The sequence below is a fragment of the Rhizobium sp. CF080 genome (assembly GCF_000282095.2).
Classification (GTDB): Bacteria; Pseudomonadota; Alphaproteobacteria; order Rhizobiales; family Rhizobiaceae; genus Neorhizobium.
The window spans coordinates 161246-180599 of sequence record NZ_AKKC02000001.1 but is presented as its reverse complement, the minus strand read 5'-3'; the positions used below and the strand labels follow the sequence as shown (position 1 = coordinate 180599).

The 19354-nt window shown below is 61.5% G+C and carries 16 protein-coding genes; 12 read left to right on the top strand and 4 right to left on the bottom strand.

Features of this window, described 5'->3' with window-relative positions:
- Window positions 1-78: 78 nt before the first annotated feature.
- From PMI07_RS00885 to lpxK, 6 genes are all read left to right on the top strand, one after another.
- Complete coding sequence (locus tag PMI07_RS00885) at window positions 79-1425, top strand: TldD/PmbA family protein (protein ID WP_037084962.1); 1347 nt, start codon at window positions 79-81, stop codon at window positions 1423-1425.
- A 5-nt stretch (window positions 1426-1430) separates the two neighbouring features.
- A complete protein-coding gene (locus tag PMI07_RS00880; protein ID WP_007756861.1) occupies window positions 1431-2234 on the top strand; it encodes a 3'(2'),5'-bisphosphate nucleotidase CysQ in 804 nt (267 codons plus the stop codon).
- Between the two features lie 61 nt (window positions 2235-2295).
- On the top strand, window positions 2296-2538 hold the full coding sequence (locus PMI07_RS00875) for a DUF4170 domain-containing protein (RefSeq protein WP_007756862.1): 243 nt from the start codon (window positions 2296-2298) through the stop codon (window positions 2536-2538).
- Between the two features lie 169 nt (window positions 2539-2707).
- Window positions 2708-4027, top strand: coding sequence for a lipid IV(A) 3-deoxy-D-manno-octulosonic acid transferase (gene waaA, locus PMI07_RS00870; RefSeq protein WP_007756863.1), 1320 nt, complete (start codon window positions 2708-2710; stop codon window positions 4025-4027).
- Entirely contained in the window at window positions 4024-4752 is a 729-nt protein-coding gene (locus tag PMI07_RS00865) for an HAD family hydrolase (RefSeq protein WP_007756869.1), read from the top strand. Before waaA ends, PMI07_RS00865 begins: the two co-directional genes overlap by 4 nt.
- Window positions 4753-4842: 90 nt before the next feature.
- Complete coding sequence (gene lpxK, locus PMI07_RS00860; RefSeq protein WP_007756872.1) at window positions 4843-5889, top strand: tetraacyldisaccharide 4'-kinase; 1047 nt, start codon at window positions 4843-4845, stop codon at window positions 5887-5889.
- 9 nt (window positions 5890-5898) lie between these two features.
- Here the strand turns inward: lpxK and PMI07_RS00855 are convergent, their stop codons facing one another.
- Entirely contained in the window at window positions 5899-6132 is a 234-nt protein-coding gene (locus PMI07_RS00855) for a DUF2093 domain-containing protein (protein WP_007756873.1), read from the bottom strand.
- A gap of 66 nt (window positions 6133-6198) precedes the next feature.
- Window positions 6199-8013 (bottom strand): DNA mismatch repair endonuclease MutL, encoded by a 1815-nt coding sequence (mutL, locus tag PMI07_RS00850; protein WP_007756874.1) that lies wholly within the window; start codon window positions 8011-8013, stop codon window positions 6199-6201.
- A gap of 365 nt (window positions 8014-8378) precedes the next feature.
- Here mutL and PMI07_RS00845 point away from each other — a divergent pair, with 365 nt between their 5' ends.
- Both PMI07_RS00845 and PMI07_RS00840 read left to right on the top strand, forming a co-directional pair.
- Window positions 8379-10049 (top strand): response regulator, encoded by a 1671-nt coding sequence (locus PMI07_RS00845; protein WP_007756875.1) that lies wholly within the window; start codon window positions 8379-8381, stop codon window positions 10047-10049.
- Between the two features lie 100 nt (window positions 10050-10149).
- Complete coding sequence (locus tag PMI07_RS00840; protein WP_037084900.1) at window positions 10150-11505, top strand: EAL domain-containing protein; 1356 nt, start codon at window positions 10150-10152, stop codon at window positions 11503-11505.
- Between the two features lie 112 nt (window positions 11506-11617).
- Here PMI07_RS00840 and PMI07_RS00835 read toward each other — a convergent pair whose 3' ends face one another.
- Both PMI07_RS00835 and PMI07_RS00830 read right to left on the bottom strand, forming a co-directional pair.
- Window positions 11618-12235, bottom strand: a complete 618-nt coding sequence (locus tag PMI07_RS00835) for a PRC-barrel domain-containing protein (RefSeq protein WP_007756877.1) — start codon at window positions 12233-12235, stop codon at window positions 11618-11620.
- 179 nt (window positions 12236-12414) lie between these two features.
- Window positions 12415-13296, bottom strand: coding sequence for an SMP-30/gluconolactonase/LRE family protein (locus PMI07_RS00830; protein ID WP_007756878.1), 882 nt, complete (start codon window positions 13294-13296; stop codon window positions 12415-12417).
- A gap of 412 nt (window positions 13297-13708) precedes the next feature.
- Between PMI07_RS00830 and PMI07_RS00825 the strand changes: the two genes are divergently transcribed.
- The 4 genes from PMI07_RS00825 (at window position 13709) to PMI07_RS00810 (ending at window position 19205) form a co-directional block, all read left to right on the top strand.
- Window positions 13709-14440: a LuxR family transcriptional regulator gene (locus PMI07_RS00825; RefSeq protein ID WP_037084894.1), complete on the top strand. Its 732-nt coding sequence runs from the start codon at window positions 13709-13711 to the stop codon at window positions 14438-14440.
- Window positions 14441-14815: 375 nt separating this feature from the next.
- A complete protein-coding gene (apbC, locus tag PMI07_RS00820; RefSeq protein WP_007774935.1) occupies window positions 14816-16009 on the top strand; it encodes an iron-sulfur cluster carrier protein ApbC in 1194 nt (397 codons plus the stop codon).
- A 340-nt stretch (window positions 16010-16349) separates the two neighbouring features.
- Window positions 16350-17291: a magnesium transporter CorA family protein gene (locus PMI07_RS00815; RefSeq protein ID WP_081760623.1), complete on the top strand. Its 942-nt coding sequence runs from the start codon at window positions 16350-16352 to the stop codon at window positions 17289-17291.
- A gap of 12 nt (window positions 17292-17303) precedes the next feature.
- Window positions 17304-19205 (top strand): potassium transporter Kup, encoded by a 1902-nt coding sequence (locus PMI07_RS00810; protein WP_007774931.1) that lies wholly within the window; start codon window positions 17304-17306, stop codon window positions 19203-19205.
- Window positions 19206-19354: the final 149 nt, after the last annotated feature.

Below are 19354 nucleotides of genomic sequence, written 5' to 3'. Positions count from 1 at the left end.
ACATCAAGAATCGGCGAGCCGCCCTTGATGCTTCTGACAGTGCACAATAAATGGGACGAGAATGAAAGGCTTGCAATCATGACCTCTGAAATCGATTCCGCCGACCTGCTTTCCCGCGCCAGCCAACTGATTGATCTCGCCAAGGCCGCGGGAGCGGATCAGGCGGATGCGGTCGTGGTTCGCTCCCGCTCCCGTTCCGTCAGCGTCCGCCTCGGCAAGGTCGAGGGCACGGAGGCCTCCGAGAGCGACGATTTCTCGCTCCGTGTCTTCGTCGGCAAACAGGTTGCCAGCGTCTCGGCCAATCCGGGCTTCGACATGAAGATCCTCGCCGAGCGCGCCGTCGCCATGGCCAAGGTCTCCCCTGAAGATCCGTTCGCCTGCCTTGCGGACGAGACCGATCTCGCCAGATCCTATCCGGACCTGGAACTCTACGATCCCACTGACATCTCGACCGACGCGCTCCGTGAAGTATCGCTCGAAATGGAACAGGCGGCGCTCGACGTCCAGGGCGTCACCAATTCCTCAGGCGCCGGCGCATCGTCGGGCATGGGCGGCCTCGTTCTCGTCACCTCCCACGGGTTTTCCGGCAGCTACATGGCTTCCCGTTTCGGCCGCTCCGTCAGCGTCATTGCCGGCGAGGGCACCAGGATGGAGCGCGACTACGACTTCGACAGCCGCCTCTATGCCGCTGACCTCGACGATCAGAAGCTGATCGGCCGCCGCGCCGGCGAGCGGACCGTGAAACGTGTCAATCCCCGCCAGGTCGACACCGGCAGCAACGTCACTGTCGTCTTCGATCCGCGCATCGCCCGCGGTTTCGTTGGCCACATTGCCGGTGCCATCAACGGCGCATCCGTCGCCCGCAAGACCAGCTTCCTGCGCGACAAGATGGGCCAACAGGTGCTGAAGGCAGGCCTCGACATCACCGACGATCCGCTGATCGTGCGCGGCTCCTCCTCGCGCCCCTTCGATGGCGAGGGCGTGTCCGGCGAGCGCATGGTGATGATCGAGGACGGCGTCTTGAAGCACTGGTTCCTGTCGACCTCGACGGCCCGCGAACTTGGGCTTGTCACCAACGGCCGCGGCGTGCGCGGCGGCACGGCGGTATCGCCCGCCTCCACCAACCTGGCCCTGGAGCCCGGCGATATCTCGCCCGAAGAGCTGATCAAGTCGATCGGCAACGGCTTCTACATCACCGAACTGATCGGCCAGGGCGTCAACATGATCACCGGCGAATACTCGCGTGGCGCGACCGGTTTCTGGATCGAGAACGGCGAACTCGCCTATCCCGTTTCGGAAGTCACGATCGCTTCCAATCTCAAGGACATGTTCATGCGCCTGACGCCGGCCAACGACATCGACCGCAAGTTCGGCGTCGCCTCTCCGACCATCGCCATCGAGGGCATGACGCTGGCGGGACGCTGATCCCGATGGCGGTTACGGAAGCCTGGGGGCAGGATCTCGAACTCATTCTCGACGCGGCGCGCCAGGCCGGCGAGATCGCCCACGGCTTTTTCGGCCGCTCGCCGGAAGTCTGGTGGAAGAATGAGGGCAAGTCGCCGGTCAGCGCCGCGGATTTCGCCGCCAACGACCGGCTGCAGAACCTGCTTCTGAAAGCCCGGCCCAGCTATGGCTGGCTCTCCGAGGAGACCGATGACGACGTTGCCCGGCTTGGCCGCGAAACGCTTTTCGTCGTCGATCCGATCGACGGCACCCGCGCCTTCATCAACGGCGAGAAGACTTGGTGCGTCTCGGTCGCCGTCGTGCATCGCGGCCAGCCGGTCGCCGGCGTCCTGGTCGCGCCGGCACTCGACGAAGAGTTCAGTGCGGTGAAGGATGGGCTGGCGCTGAAGAACGGCCAGCCGATTTCAGTCACCACCGGCCGCAGCAATGGCGAACTGGTCATCGCGGCCGACGAAAACCTCGTCAAGAAATTCGAGCCGGGCTTTCGCGACGAAATCCGCCGAGTGCGGCACGTGCCGTCACTCGCCTATCGGCTCGCCATGATCGCCGACGGCAGCATTGATGGCACCGTCGTCAAGCGCGCTTCCCACGATTGGGATCTGGCCGCGGCCGATCTCATTCTCGAACGGGCGGGCGGGCGGCTCACCGATCTTGCCGGCAACCGGCTTGTCTACAACCGCGAGAGCGTCAGCCACGAAATGCTGGCCGCCGGTGCCGAACATGCCCTCCGCAGCCTTTTGCCCCAGCTTGCCGGCCTCGCTCCGGGTTGACCTTTCCTTAGGAATGCAGCACAGGAAAGGCTGGGGGAGCTGGAACGGACGGATACGGACAATGACGGAAACGGGCGAAAAGAAACAACTTCTGCATCTGGTCTTCGGCGGCGAACTGCAGAGCCTGGAAGGCCTTCAATTCAAGGATCTCTCGGCCCTCGACATCGTCGGCATCTATCCCGATTATGCCAGCGCCCTGGTCGCCTGGCGGGGCAAGGCGCAGCAGACGGTCGACAACGCCCACATGCGTTATTTCATCGTCCATATGCACCGCCTGCTCGATCCTGATACTAAGTCGGCTTGAGATAAGCCTCGCGTTTTACGATGTGTTCGCAATGCTGGTCCCTCGTCTGGTATCGATCCCGGGGACCCTTTTTTGACGCATTTGTAAAACACAAAAAACTGGGCTACGGATGAGCAATCGGAGGGTCTATCATATTGATGGCGGCCATCATTCATCGAGGGCAAATGCGGTGAGCAAGATTTCTGCGCGCATGGCTCTTGCTGGTTACCGGGTGGCTGGTATTGCCCTCTATCCGTTAGTTGGGCCTTACCTTTCTTATCGCGCCATGAAGGGCAAGGAAGACAGGACCCGCAAGCTGGAGCGGCTCGGCTATGCGAGCCTTGCCCGACCCCGCGGTCCGCTGATCTGGGTGCATGCCGCAAGTGTCGGCGAAACCATCGCCATCATGCCGATGATCCGCGAGCTGCGCCGCCGCGAGATCCACATCCTTCTGACGACGGGCACCGTCACCTCCGCAAACCTCGTCCGGTCTCGGCTGGCCGACGAGGTGATCCATCAATACGTGCCGCTCGACCTGAAATTCCCGATCAAGCGTTTCATCGCCTATTGGAAGCCGGATGCCTGCATCACCGCGGAATCCGAAATCTGGCCGACGACGATCGCCGAACTCGCCCGCCGCCGCATTCCGCAGATCCGCGTCAATGCCCGTATTTCCGACCGCTCCTTCGATCGCTGGCGCAACCGCAACTCGATCGCTGAAGCGATTTTCGGCAGGATGGCTCTGGTCGTCGCCCAGTCGGATCTCGATGCCGAGCGCTTCCGCGATCTCGGCGCCTGGCCGGTCATCGTCTCCGGCAACCTGAAGAGCGATACCGATCCGCCACCATGCGACGAGGCGCTGCTTGCAAGTTATCGCAAGCAAATCGGCAGCCGCCAGACGTGGGCGGCAATCTCGACCTTCGATGGCGAGGAAAAGGCGGCGGCGACCGTGCACAAGGCGCTGAAGCCAAAGAACGGCCAGCTGACCATTCTCGTGCCGCGCCACCCAGATCGCGCCGACGCGGTCGAAGAGATGCTGAAGGAAATGGGCCTGACCGTTGCGCGCCGCTCGCGCAACGATGTGCTGACGCCGGAGACCGATGTCTTCCTCGGCGACTCTATCGGCGAAATGGGACTTTACCTGCGTCTCACCGAGATTGCCTTCGTCGGCAGGTCGCTGACAAACGAGGGCGGGCAGAACCCCTTGGAACCGGCCATGCTCGGCTGCGCGGTGCTCTCCGGCCCGCATGTCCAGAACTTCCGTGACGCCTACCAGCATCTGGTTCGCAAGGGCGCTGCCCGCATCGTCAAGGATGTCGAGATGCTGGCCAAGGCCGTCCACTACCTGATGATCAACGATCTCGCCCGGGTGAAGATGATCGATTCCGGCCATGACGCGATGGAAGAGATGCGCGGCGCGCTGTCGAAGACGGTCAAGGCGCTTGAGCCCTACGTCAACCCGCTGACGGTGAGTGCAAGGCTGCAGCCGAAAGCCGCCGCCGCCCGATGAACCCGGAAAAGCTCACACAAATCGCCGGCATCCTGTTCGACAAGGACGGCACGCTTTTGCTCTATGACGAAAGCTGGGGACCGGTGAACCGGGAGGCCGCCCGCATCGCTTCTGCCGGCAATGCCGATCTCGAACCGCAGCTCCTGTTTTCCGGTGGCATGGATCCCGTCTCCGGCCACACCCGGCCGGACAGCCTGCTTGCCGCCGGCAACGCTGCCGAGATCGCCGCCGGCTTCGTCGCCGCCGGCTCGCCGGTCGAGGTAGGGGAACTCACCCGGCTGCTCGACGAACTCTTCATCCGCTCGGCGGAATTTTCCGTGGCCGTCACCGATCTGGCAGCCCTGTTCGGCAAGCTCAAGGCCCGGGGCCTCAAGCTCGGCATCGCGTCGAGCGACAACGAGCAGGCGATCCGCCAGACCGCCATCCGTTTCGGCATCATCGATCATGTGGATTTCATCGCCGGTTACGACAGCGGTCACGGGGTGAAACCGGAGCCCGGCATGGTGCTGGGTTTCTGCCGCGCCACGGGCCTCGATCCGGCCGAAGTCGCGATGGTCGGCGACAACAATCACGACATGCATATGGGCGCCAGCGCCGGGGTCGGCCTGAAAGTCGCGGTTCTGACCGGCACCGGCTCCCGCGAAACGCTGTCGGCATCGGCGGATATCTGCCTCGACGATATCACCGCGCTGATCGACCTCCTGCCGGAAAAGCTTCGTGCCTGAACCGCGCTTTGGTTTCAAAGACTTGCCTTTTTTCGAAAACTCCCATTTTCTTCGCGGGCTGCTTCAGAACGGATCAGCCGGAGTTTAGGTATGGTATCGGAAGCACCGCCATTCTGGTGGACGAAAGCGGATTGGCGTGCCTGGGGGCTTGCTCCCATTTCGTTTCTCTATGGTCGGATCGCCGGCCGCCGCATGGCGAAAGCCAGGCGCGCCAGCGTCCCCGTACCGGTCATCTGCATCGGCAATTTCACCGTGGGCGGGGCCGGCAAAACGCCGACCGCGATCACGCTTGCCCGCGCCGCCAAGGAGAAGGGCCTGAAGCCGGGTTTCCTGAGCCGCGGTTACGGCGGCTCGCTCGACGTGACGACCGTGGTCGATCCCGAACACCACCGTGCCGAGGCTGTGGGCGACGAGGCGCTGCTGCTCTGCCGCGAGACGCTGACGGTGATTTCCCGCACTCGCGTCGATGGCGCCCACAAGCTGGTCGCTGAAGGCGCCGATCTGATCATCATGGATGACGGTTTCCAGAGCGCCCGCCTGGCGCTGGATTTCGCGCTCGTCGTCATCGACACGGTGCGTGGCATCGGCAACGGCCATCTCGTGCCGGGCGGGCCGGTCAGGGCGCCGATATCCGAGCAGATGCATCAGCTCTCGGCGATCCTCAAGGTCGGAAACGGCGAGGCGGCCGACAAGTTGGTGCGCCAGGCCGCCCGCGCCGGCAAGCAGGTCTATGTCGCGGCATTGAAGCCGCGCGAAAACCGAGAGGTGGCCGGCAAGGCGCTTTTCGCCTTCGCGGGCATTGCTGATCCGGAAAAGTTCTACCGCACCGTCAAGCAGGTCGGCGGCTTGATCATGGAAAAACGCGACTTTCCGGATCATCACTATTTCAGCGAGGACGAGATCTCGGACCTTCTGGACGATGCTGCCAGGGACGGTCTGACCCTTGTGACCACTGCAAAGGATGCGGTGCGGCTGCAGGGCCACCACGGACGCATGGAGGAACTGGCGGAAAAGGTAAGCGTGGTCGAGGTCGACATGGCGTTCGACGATCCGCAGGCACCGGGCAAGATCATCGATACCGCGATCGCCAATTTCCGGGAGCGACGCATCAGGGAAGGAAATGCTGCGAAGGCCTAGGTTCCGACCTTAACCGCGGCTCTGGTTCGGCAGCATGCCGGCGCGCTTGTCGGCCTCCAGCGAGGAGGCGCAATCGACATAGGGTTCCTGGCGCGCGACGCTCCAGTAGCGCAGCTCGTCGATCGGGATCTGCGCACCGGTCATGGCGCAGACAACATAGGAGCCGGCGGTCAGGATCTGATAGTCGCCGTCGAGATAGCGGATTTTCGCTTCGCGGAATCCGCTTCCCTCGAACCGGTTCATCTGACGTCTCCTGCGGAAAAACATGGCGCCTGCTCTAACCCGATTATGTCTGAATTGCCAGCTTTTTCAGCTTCGGCCGAAGAGTCGCTCGATGTCGGAAAGCTTGAGTTCGATATAGGTCGGCCGTCCGTGGTTGCAGGTGCCGGAGCCGGGCGTGGCTTCCATTTCCCGCAAAAGCGCGTTCATCTCCTCCGGCCTCAGTCGCCGGCCGGAACGCACCGAGCCATGGCAGGCCATGGTTGCGGCGACATATTCCAGCTTGCCGCGCAGGCCCCCGGCGGTGTTCCATTCGGCGATCTCGTCGGCCAGATCACGGACCATCGAGGCCGCATCGACTTCCCCGAGCATGGCGGGCGTCTCGCGCACGGCGACAGCGCCGGGACCGAACCGTTCGATCGCCAGCCCCAGCCGGTCGAGTTCCTCAGCATTCGCCATCAGCCGGTCGCAATCCTCTTCCGGCAGGTCGATGATTTCCGGGATCAGCAGCACCTGGCTCGCCAGCCGCTTGTTATCGAGCGCCTTGCGCATCGCTTCGAACACCAGCCGTTCATGGGCGGCGTGCTGATCGACGATGACCAGACCGTCTTCTGTCTGCGCCACGATATAGTTCTCGTGAACCTGCGCGCGTGCGGCGCCCAGACGATAGCGCGGGGCATCTTCGCCGGTGATCCTTGGAGCGGGTTCCGCGATGACCGTATCGGCACGCGCGGCCGGCATGGTCAGCACGTCGAAACCGGATTGCACCTGTTCGGCAAAGTCGTTGGCGGGCTGCGGATAGAGCGGCCGGAAGGGCGAGGCCGCTGCCGCCCAGGGGGTGCGCGCGGTGGGCGGTGCCGCCTGGAAGCCGGGACGGAAGGCGCGCATCATGCCCGAAGTTCCGGTTGTCGCCGCCCGGTCGCCCTCGCGATGCAGCGCCTCGCGGATCGCCCCGACGATGAGGCCTCGGACCAGGCCGGGATCGCGGAACCGCACGTCCGACTTGGCCGGGTGCACGTTGACATCCACCAGCCCCGGATCGAGCCTGATCGACAGGACGGCTACCGGGTATCGGCCGGAGGGCACGCTTTCCGCATAGGCACCGCGCAGCGCCGAGAGGATTAGTTTGTCCTGCACCGGCCGTCCGTTCACGAAGGCATATTGATGCGCCGAATTTCCCCGGTGGAAGGTCGGCACGCCGACGAAGCCAGAAAGCTCGACATCCTCCCGCATCGCATCGATCTCGATCGCATTGTCGCGGAAATCGGCACCGAGGATCTGCGCCATGCGAGCAAGATGGTCGTCGCCGGTGGCCGGGAATTCCAGCGTCGTGCGGTCGGAGCCGGACAGCACGAAGCGGATATGCGGGAAGGCGATCGCCATGCGCTTCACCACTTCGGTGATCGCGCCGGCCTCGGCCTTTTCGGTCTTCAGGAACTTGAGCCGTGCCGGTGTCGCGAAGAAGATGTCGCGCACCTCGACCACCGTGCCGGTATTCGACGGCGCCGGCTTCACGCCGGACATCCTGCCGCCGACGACTGCAACCTGCGATCCTTCCGAATGACCGTTGCGACGGCTGGTGATGGTGAGTTTCGCCACCGAACCGATCGAGGGCAGGGCCTCGCCGCGGAAGCCGAGCGTGCGGATGTCGTCCAGTGTCTCGGAAATCTTCGAGGTACAGTGTCGCCGCACCGCAAGATCGAGATCCGCCGCATCCATGCCGGAACCGTTGTCGGTGATGCGGATCAGGCTTTTGCCCCCGCCCGCGGTGGCGATCTCGATACGGGTCGCCCCGGCATCGATGGCATTTTCGATCAGTTCCTTCGCGGCGCTGGCAGGCCTTTCGATGACCTCGCCTGCGGCGATCTGGTTGATCAGGGTTTCGGGCAGCTGTTTGACGGACATGTGCCATTTTCCCGGATTCGGCGCTGGAAGGAAAGCCCGGATCCACACCTTTCCCAACCGATTGAAAGGGCATCTAAGGTTGATGCACGGCCGTTCATTAATCCGGCTTTAAGATAAAGGCGATAATTTGTCCGGTATTGAACTTGGATGAAACCGGGGAGGCGCCAGCCTCCCGCGAGTGATCGGGATGGCGGCCAGCTGGGCACCGTCATGCGAGCCCCGATTACCCGTTGAGGACTTGGAGCCAGCATGTTCCCGCGCCGACCAGACGAAAACTAGAAGGAATAAACGCCGAGAGGCGAATATCGGCATTACGGTCCGGTCTTTTATTCCGGTCCGAAAAAGCATACGGGGAGTTTCATCCTATGAATGATTTGGCGTCGGCGGACGCAAACATTCAATCTGTCATGCTCGAAGTGATCTCCGAGGGCATTTCGGGAGGCGTCTTTGTCTATGACAAAAATGACCTGATCGTCTTCGCGAGCCAGCAGTTACTGACCCTTCTGCCGGTTCCGAAGAGCTTTCTCGCGCCCGGCACGCGTCTTCGGGATTTCCTTGGAGCCGTCTATGATGGCGGCGGACGCTTCCTGACCGACGCCTCCGGTCCGCGCCGCATGCTGAGCCGTGAAGATTGGGTTGCCGAACAGATTGCCACGCTATGGAAGGAACGGGCCGAGTCGCAGGAGCGCCGCGGCACCGATCGCTGGGTGAGCTTCACCAAGCGCCGCCTGTCTTCCGGTTATGGCGTCTGCGTCGTCAGGGACATCTCCGAACACAAGAAGCGCGAGGAACAGTGGCGGGCCGATATGGAACGGGTGCAGATCACCGAAGAGGTGCTCGACAACCTGCCGTTCCCGATCACCGTCAAGGACAGCAATATGACCTTCGTCGCCGTCAACAAGATGGCTGCGCGCTTCCTCGATCTGCCGCCCGAAGCAATTCTCGGTCTCAAGGGATCCGACATCCATTCGCCGCAGGTGGAACAGCGCCTCGACCGCATCAATCGCGGGGTCCTCGATCTTGGCGAGCCCGAGCAGATGACCGAACTGGTGACGCGGCCGGACGGCTCGCAGGTCGTCATGATCGCCAACAAATACCGGATCGGAAAACCGGGCCGCTACTATCTGGTCACCGCCATGGAAGACATTACCGCGCTGGTTGCGGTCGAGGACGGCGAGCAGGTCACGCCGCGCATGAGCCGGGGCGGATTGATCGCCACCTCGCTGGTCCGGCATGAGCATGACGTCCCGGTGAACGTCGAAGTTGTGCCTGACACGGGCGGTTTCTCCCATCGCAAGGTTCTGATCGCCTCCTCCGATCCCCGGACGAGCGCCGAGGCGCTGGAAATTCTCGCCGATCTGGGATTTGACACATCGTCGGTTTCCGGCGAGGAGGAGCTGGAACTCTTCCTGCAGCTTGCAAGAGAAGCCGGAATCACAGTCGATCTCGTCGTCGTTGACACGCTGGCGGATAAACATTGCCTCGAAATCGTCGGGCGGCACGGCATTGCCGCATTGGCGATCGACGGGTTCCGGGTAAAGCGGGAACTGGCCGCTGGCGTCATTCGCCAGTTCAATCAGCCCGTAGCAGCTGAAACTGCGGGCGAAAAGGATTGGCGGATCGCCTCGCGAGCTGGCGAAAGCGCTGGCATCGATATCCTGGTCGCCGAGGATAACGAGGTGAATCAGATCGTCTTTTCGCAGATCCTTGAGGGCCTGGGGTATCGTTATGCGATCGCCGCCGATGGCGAAGAGGCGGTCAGGCTCTGGCGGGAACAGTCGCCGCGGCTGATTCTGATGGACATCACCCTTCCGAAGCTCAGCGGTTTCGAGGCGAGCGTCCGCATCCGGGATATGGAGACGATCGACAACTCCATTCCGATCATCGGCGTCCTTCCCCAGGCCTTCAACCATGACCGGGATCAGTGCTTCGCCTCCGGCATGAACGAGGTGATCCTGAAACCGATCAGTCCCGAGGCGCTTGAAACGGTCTTTCAGACCTTTCTCGGCGTACCCGCAAAGCAGGTGTATGCTTAACCGATTAATCAATCTGTTCATTTAAGTTAAGCTCAAGCCATCATTTTTTAATCTTTTTCGCCCATCCTTCGCCGGTCTGTGGAGCGTAACGGGATTATTCATGAAGTCGGCGGGAAACCCATTGCCGCAGGTCAGTCAAAATGAGCTGCAAGCAATGGCCTATAGTGACGCCCTGACGGGTCTCGGAAATCGATACCGTCTGCGTGACAAGGTGCGCCTTCTGGCTGCCGAGAGAGCCCAGGATCCCGCTCCGTTTACCATCTGCATTGCCAATCTCGACGGTTTCAAGCCGATCAACGATCTGTTCGGCGCCGAAGCCGGCGACGAAATCCTCTGCCAGGTCGCCCATCGGCTGAAGGCCTGCATTCCGGACGGCGCGACCGTGACCCGTCATGACGGCGACGAGTTCGCCTTCATCCTGCCCCTGGTCTTCGAGCGCACCGGCGCCGAACGTATCGGCCAGATGATTAAGGACGTCCTGTCCGCGCCCTACGATCTCGGTGACCGCAACGTTCGCCTTTCCGCCTCCTTCGGTTTTGCGATCTACCCCTTCGCCGGCGAGGATTTCGAGGAACTGCTGAAAAGCGCCGAAACCGCGCTCTACCGGTCGAAACGCCGCGGCCGTGGACAGATCACCGTCTATTCGCGCGAGATCGCCCAGGAGATGAAGCGGGCGACGCAGCTGGAGCAGGCGCTCCGCAACGCCATCATTGCCGATGCCGTGGATGTCCACTTTCAGCCGATCGTGCGTATCAGCGATGGCGGGGTGGTCGGTTTCGAGGCGCTCGCCCGCTGGATCGATGCCGATCTCGGCTTCGTCTCGCCCGCGGTTTTTGTGCCCCTTGCGGAGGAGCGCGGTTTTATTGACGCGCTTTCTGAAACGTTACTGCGCAAGGCTGCGGAGGCGGCACTCTCCTGGCCGCGCGAACTTTTCCTCTCCTTCAATCTCTCTTCCGCCCAACTGATGGACCCCGGCACGACAGAGACCATCCTCGCGACGCTCGCGCGGGTCGGCCTCGATCCCTATCGTCTGGAACTGGAAATTACCGAAACGGCGGTGATGACCTCGGCCGATACGGCGCAACGCATCATTACCGACCTGCGCCAGCAGGGCGTGCGCATTTCGCTGGACGACTTCGGCACCGGCCAGTCGAGCCTCGGGCGCCTGCGCGACTTCACCTTCGACAAGGTGAAGATCGACCGTGCCTTCGTCTCGCGCATCACCACGGACCGTGCCTCGGAACATATCGTCAAGGCGATTATCGCCATGTGCGACGGCCTCAATCTGGCCGTGGTGGCGGAAGGTATCGAGGAAAAGGCCGATGCCGACAAACTCAACGAACTCGGCTGCGCGATGGGGCAGGGCTATTATTACGGCAGGCCGGTCGACGGTAACGCAACGCTGCGCTACCTCCAGGAACACTACCGTGATTTCATGACGATCGAACGGGCTTGATCCCCGGATTTATTTGCGCTCGGGACCCAAAACAAAGGGCGGCACCTTGCGGTACCGCCCTTTTCGTTGTGACGACGTGTCACCCGTTCCGGACTGCTAACTGCCAGAGCTGTTATTTGCTCGGAGCAGCCGGGGTCGTCGACGGGGTAGTGGCGCCGCCAGCAGCAGGCATGGTGCCGGTAGAGGACGTGGTCGTCCGGTCGGTTTCTGCCTGCTTGTCAGCCAGGGTCTTGAATTCCGGCGCGGACTGAAGCGCTTCCGCCGTTTCGGTGGTGGTCAGGCGGACTTCATTGTTGTTTTCCGCATCACGCGTCATGGTGATCTTGTCCATCGGCAGGGCAACTTCCTTTTCGCCGATGCCGAGGAAGCCGCCGACACCGATCACAGCCGCAACGATGCCACCGTTTTCTTCAAGAATGAGGTCGTTGACGTCGCCGATGCTCTTGTCTTCTGCATTGTAGACAGACTTGCCGATATAGTCGTTGGCGCTGATCTGGTTTTCAGCCTGTTCGGTCAGGTAACTGCCAGAAGCGGCAGCCGTGTCGGTGCCGGTCTTCGCAGCGGGCGTTGCGGCGCTGTCAGCCGGTTTTGCAGCCGGGTCCGCCGGAGCGGCAGGGGCTGCGGGAGCCGGGGCGGCCGGCGCCATTGGCTGGGTCTGTGCGAATGCCGGTGCAATGGCGGTGGACGCCAAAAGAACTACGGCTGCCATCGTGCTAAGGGTCTTCTTCATAACGAACCTGCCTTCCTCTGCTCAAGTTTATTTCTCTGAACACGCGGCTCTACCGCCGCGCCGGTTCGAAAGGGAAATGTTATGAGCAAGGATTGGTTCCGAAGAGGATTGCCGAATTTTTAGGCGATTTTGATGGAACTTTTTTGCGTTTTGCTAGTTCGGATGGCCCTTTGCATTGTTTATAGGCGATAGGCCGGCTCTGGCTCGCATTGGATCGAGACGGCGATTTCAAAAAGCCCGCCGGCCTGAGGATCTGCAGCACGGGCGACTTCGTCCAGCCCCTCCCAGGCCGAAGTCACGGCCAGGCGGTCCTTGCCGATGAAAACCGGGCAGGTGGTGCGTCGCGCCGGCAGCAGGTGACGTGACAGATGCCGCCCGTCCGCCGAATAATGATCGACGGCACCCTCGCCCCAGCGGGCGTTCCAGATCGTACCGTCGCTGGCGCAGATCGAGCCGTCGATGCCGCCCGGCTTGCCGTTCTCGTCGACCAGAATCTCAGCCTCGCCGTTCGGCAAGCCTGTCACCGGATCGAGAGATATGCGCATCAGCCGGTTGGCGCGGGTGTCGGTGTAGTAGCCGATCGCACCGTCCGGCGAGAAGCAGATCGAGTTGGGGATGCTGATGCGGTCGAAGAGCTTCGTCACTTCGCCCTGGCGAACATGGTAGATCGCGCCGGCGCCGTCTTCCGCCTTCCGGCCCATCGTTCCGATCCACAAGGCGCCGGAGGGATGCACCCTCCCGTCGTTCGAACGGTTGCCCGGCTTTCCCGGCTCCAGTTCGCGATAGAGGGAAAGCCCGCCGGTGGCGCGGTCGCGGATGAAAAGCCCCTGATCGCTGGCTATCAGCTGTCGGGCGGCGTCGATCGAGGCAAGCGCGCTGCCCATCACCGGCAACCTATGGACGATTTCGCGCTCCGTCGGCAGATGCAATTCGTGTAGTCCCTTGCCGAGAATGTCGAACCACCAGAGCGTTTCAGTCTCCGATTCGAAGGAGGGGCCTTCTCCAAGCTCGCAAAGGGAGGAGGAAAGGACGCTGCCTTCGAAAGTGTATGTGGTCGCCATGTGAAATCTCCAATTGCATGCCGAGGTAATCGATTAGTATCATCGTCGAGAGAGAGTCGGCAAACTCCCGCCATAGGTGATTTGATCCCCAACATTTATCTCCTGACAAACGGCAGGAAGCGTGCAAAAGGTTTGCAAATGCGAGTGGATGTCATCATTATCGGAAGTTGATAGTTAAGCTCATCATTATTCAGGAATTGATAATAGTTACCAATTTGGTATCGAAATAAATCTGGAAATAGCATTCCACCGCGCAGACACGTTCGGCGGGAATATGTCTGGGCAGATCTGGAGACCCCGCTATGTTCACGCGTCGAAGGCGGGCACCGCGAATACGAAGGACCGGATTGGGCGAATGTATGGGAAATACCGGAAATCGCTCGACGCTACCGGGCGAGCAGAGAAGCAAGTGATGGCCAACACCGAGAAAGCGGAAGAACCTCGGGTCTTTGATGGAAGCATCGGAGAAATTGCCGGTCTCAAGACCCAGTTCGATGTGTTTCGGTTCATGAAGCGGATAACCGAGCACTACGGTTGCCGCGCGTTCATGGTCCTCAACCTGCCTCACGCCACGTCGCTGGAATTGTCCAACAACACGGTGATCACGAATTGGCCGGCGGAGCTGATGTCCCTTTTCGACCGTGAAGGCATGATGCAGACAAGCCCGGTGCTTCGACGGCTGCGCGTCTCGACGATCCCGTTCTCCTTCGATCTGGATACTGTGCCGCCCGAGCGGCAAGGACCGGCAGTGCGCAACCTTTTCGGGAGATTCGGTGTCGTCCGGGGCGCCTATTTCCCTGTCCATGACATGTCCGGCAACCGTGGTGCCGTTTCCTTCTCAGGCGATGGCCTTCTATTCACGCACCAGCAGATGATGGAGTTGATGTATATCTCCATCCACGTTTTCGAGCGGCTGGCGGAGATCCGCAACCTCGATGTCCGCACCACCGATATGCTGACCGACCGTGAGATCGACTGTCTCAACTGGACGGCCGCCGGCAAGACCAGCGCCGAGATCGCCGAGATCCTTGGCCTCTCCGAACATACGGTCAATCACTATCTGAACCGCGCGGCGAAGAAGCTCGATACGGTCAACCGCACCCAGGCGGTCGCAAAAGCGCTCCGGATCGGTTTGATCAAGTAACGAAATTGCGTGCTGCGGTGCACAAGATTTCATCAGTGCTTAAGCCTTGATCGCCTTGGAATGCAGCTGGCGGCAAGGAATGCTGCGCCGCAGCAGGCCTTTCGGGCCGGAAGTGATTGAAAAGGCTCATCAACTGGAAGTATCTTCCCGTCTGGCATGTTTCGTGCTTCTCTAGGGGCAGGTCCAGAGGGGACTGGAAGCGCCCCAAGAGGCGTAACAAGAAAAGCCGCCATTCGATCAGTGCGCCATATGGCAGCCGATCGAATGGCGGTTTATCTTGCTTGCTCCCGGCAATGCCGAACTCCTATATATCTGCGAACGCGGCATCCCTTTGAAGGGTCGGTGCCGCATAAGGCATTCGGGAGTTTTGACATCATGGCCGACGTGACGAAAGAGGAAGTGCTAGCGGTTCTCGCGAAGGTGCGCGGACCGGACTTGGAAGGCGACATCGTCTCGCGCGGCATGGTCTCGGACGTCTTCATCTCCGACAACAAGGTTTATTTCTCGATCACCGTTCCGGCGGCGCGCGCAACAGAACTGGAGCCGTTGCGCATGGCTGCCGAGCGCACCGTCAAGGCGATGCCGGGCGTCAAGGGCGCGCTGGTGACGCTGACGGCGGACCGCAAGGCAGGCACCGCTCCGCCGCCGCGCCCGCAGCCTGCCGCTCCGGCGGCCCATTCTCATGCGCATGGGCACGCCCATGGTCACAGCCATCCGCCCCAAGGCCAGCAACCGGGCCAGCCGCCGGCCCAGCCGCAACGGGAAAAGCCCGGCGTGCCGGGCGTCGGCGCCATCATCGCGGTGGCATCCGGCAAGGGCGGCGTCGGCAAGTCGACGACGGCGGTCAATCTCGCCCTTGGGCTCCAGGCGAACGGCCTGCGCGTCGGCATTCTCGATGCCGATATCTACGGGCCTTCCGTGCCGCGCCTCCTGAAGATCACCGGCCGCCCGCAGCAGATCGAAAACCGCATCATCAAGCCGATGGAGAACTACGGGCTGAAGGCCATGTCGATGGGATTCCTCGTCGACGAGGAGACGGCGATGATCTGGCGCGGGCCGATGGTCCAGTCGGCGCTGCTGCAGATGCTGCGCGAAGTCGCCTGGGGCGACCTCGACGTGCTCGTCGTCGACATGCCGCCGGGCACCGGCGACGTGCAGCTCACCATGGCGCAGCAGGTGCCGCTTGCCGGCGCAGTGATTGTTTCGACGCCGCAGGATCTGGCGCTGCTTGATGCCCGAAAGGGCATCGCCATGTTCCGCAAGGTCGAGGTGCCGCTGCTCGGCATCGTCGAGAACATGAGTTATTTCCTCGCTCCTGATACCGGCAAGCGTTACGACATCTTCGGCCATGGCGGCGCTCGGGCCGAGGCGGAGCGTATTGGCGTGCCCTTCCTGGGGGAGGTTCCGCTGACGATCGACATCCGCGAACGTTCCGATGCCGGCACCCCCGTCGTCGCCTCCGATCCCGAGGGAGCGTCTGCCAAGATCTACCGGGAAATTGCCGCCAGGGTCTGGGCCGAACTCGGCGGCCTCACCCCGCGACAGGCACCGGCAATCGTTTTCGAATAAAAGTTCGAATAAATGTGCCGCGGCATTTTGGAATACCTCCCTGCCGCTGATGAGGAGGCACTTTTGCGGGCATTGCCGGCCAAGGCCTTGATGTGGGTGATGAATCGTCTTGTTGCCGAACGCCCCTTGAACATATTCGACGCCGGAGTCATGTTGCGGCGCCCACTGCGAGATTTATACGGCTCTTGATTTTGACTATGGCTGTCTCTATAGGCCCGTCCCGCCGGGGGCCGGCTGGCGGACCCGGAACCAGGGAACCGGCAAGCCCGCTTCTCGTTCAAGGCCGACGAATTTCGGCCGGAGACCACGATTGATCAATGCCTATAGCGCCACTGGCTCGATGAAGACGCTTGCGCCGGCTGAGGCGCTGCGACAGCTTCCCGACAACATCGTCTGGATCGACCTGATCGACCCGACGCCGCAGGAAGACGCCTATGTCGAAGGTTTGGTCGGAATTCAGGTTCCGACCCGCGACGACCTGAAGGACATCGAGCCTTCGAGCCGGCTTTATGTGGAGAAGGACTCGGTGTTCATGACCGCGTCGCTCGTCTGGCGCGCCGATGGCAAGGATCCGCAGCTCACCGATGTGGCTTTCATCCTGTCCGGCAGCCGGCTGATCACCGTGCGCTACGCCGAGCCGAAAAGCTTCCAGCTGTTCATCGCCAGCTTGACCCGTCTGCCGGAAACGGGGCGCGATGGCGCCACTTTGCTGGCAAAACTTCTCGAAACGATCGCCGATCGCACAGCCGAAATTCTTGAGCAGACGGTCGATCACGTCGATGCCTTGTCGACCGACATCTTCCGCGACCGCGGCAAGCGCCGCCCGCCGCAATTCCTGGAAGGCAAGCTTGCCGATATCGCCGAATACCACCGGCTGATCAGCAAGGTGCGCGATAGCCTGGGTTCGCTCGCCCGGCTGTTGACCTTTCTGATGAACGTGCCATTGATCAACCAGGACAAGAGCGACGATGACCTCTGCCGCACCGTGGCGCGGGATGTCGATTCGCTTTCGGAACACGCCTCCTACATCGCCGGCAATATCGCCTTTCTGCTCGATGCTTCTCTCGGTCTCATCAATGTCGAGCAGAACGCCATCATCAAGATATTCTCGATCGCGTCGGTTGTGTTCTTGCCGCCGACGCTCGTCGCCTCCATCTATGGCATGAACTTCCAGTTCATGCCGGAACTCGGCTTGCATCTCGGATATCCGCTTGCGCTTCTCGTGATGCTGATGTCCGCCATCCTCCCCTTTTTCTTTTTTCGCTGGAAAGGCTGGCTTTAAGCCGGACATCCCATGGGTCACCCCGCTGAACATCACGCCGCCGAGAAAACCAAGGTTCAAGGCCTTTTCGCGCTGGCACTCGGCTCTGTCGGCGTCGTCTACGGCGACATCGGCACGAGCCCGCTTTACGCCTTTCGCGAGGCTCTGAAGCCGATCGCCCACGACGGCGTCACCGAACTTGAGATCATCGGCCTCATTTCGCTGATGATCTGGACGCTGACGATCATCGTCACATTCAAATACGTGCTCTTCCTGCTACGCGCCGACAACGACGGCGAAGGCGGCACGCTTTCCCTCCTGGCACTTCTGACCAAGTCCGCCAACGGCCACAGGGCGCTGTTGATGCTGCTCGGCCTCATCGGCGCAGCACTTTTCCTCGGCGATGCGATGATCACTCCGGCGCTGTCGGTCCTGTCCGCGGTCGAGGGCCTGAAGCTGGTGGCGCCGTCGATGAGCAGTGCCGTGGTGCCGATCTCGGTCGGCATCCTGATCGGCCTTTTCGCCATCCAGTCGAAGGGAACCGGCCTTGTATCGCGCTTTTTCGGGCCGATCACCGCCGTCTGGTTCATCGTCATGGGCGCCGGCGGCGTCGCCCATATATCGGACGACTACAGCATCCTGTCGTCCTTCAATCCGATATATGCGGTCGAATTCATGCTGAACGAGAGTTTCGTCGGCATCGTCGTTCTTGGCGCCGTCTTCCTGACGGTCACTGGCGCCGAAGCGCTCTATGCGGACCTCGGCCATTTCGGCCGCCGGCCGATCCAGTGGGCCTGGTTCACGCTCGTCTTTCCGGCGCTGACCCTGAACTATCTGGGGCAGGGGGCTCTGGTGCTGAAACATCCGGAAGCGATGTCCGATCCGTTCTACCTGATGTTCCCGCAATGGGCGCTGCTGCCGGTCGTTATTCTCGCGACCGCAGCCACCATCATTGCCAGCCAGGCGGTGATCACCGGCGCCTTCTCGCTGGTCCGTCAGGGGATCCATCTCGGTTACCTGCCGCGCATGCAGATCCAGTTCACCTCCGAGACCAATACTGGGCAGATCTTCCTGCCATCGGTCAATACGCTGCTTCTGGTCGGCGTCATCGCTCTGGTTCTGGGCTTCGAAAGTTCTGAATCGCTCGCCACCGCCTATGGTATCTCGGTGACCGGCGCCATGGTCGTCACCACGCTGATGGCGTTCGAATTCGTTCGGGTGAAGTGGAAATGGCCGCAGACCTTCGCGATCTGCGTTCTGGCTCCGCTGCTTGCCCTTGAACTGGTCTTCCTCGGCGCCAACCTTTTGAAGATCCACGACGGCGGCTGGGTGCCGGTCATGATGGCGATCATCTTCACCATCGTCATGTGGACCTGGAAGCGCGGCACCGCGATCCTGTTCGAAAAGACCCGCCGCATCGACGTGCCGCTCGAAACCTTCATTCCGATGGTCGAGAAGAAGAGCGATCACGCGCCGGTTTCCGTGCCGGGTGTCGCGATCTTCCTGACCAGCGACCCGGAAACCGCGCCGGCCGCCCTGCTGCACAACATCAAGCACAACCACGTCCTGCACGAAAAGAACGTCGTCCTGACCATCATCACGGTCAACAAGCCGCGTGTCTCGCTCGAAGAGCGGTTCAAGATCGAAAAGCTGTCGGATCGCTTCACGCTGATCGAACTGCGTTTCGGCTTCATGCAGTCGCACAATGTTTCGCAGGCGCTCGCCTATCTGCGCAAGACCGGCTTCAAGTTCGACATCATGTCGACCTCCTTCTATCTCGGCCGCCGCAAGCTGGTGCCGGATGCCGCTTCCGGCATGCCCATGTGGCAGGACCGCTTGTTCATCGCCATGGCCAACACCGCGACCGACCCGTCCGACTACTTCCACCTGCCGGCCAACCGCGTCGTCGAGCTTGGCTCGCATGTCATCATCTGAGGTGCGGCATTCGGCGCACCTCAGACTGACATTCATGTGAATGTGCTAAATCAGGCCAGTTGCCGGACGTTTCGGCGACCGGCGTTAACCGCTCATCAAGGTTAATGATTGATCTTCATCGGGTTCTTGTTGCCCTGTGGAGTTTAAGG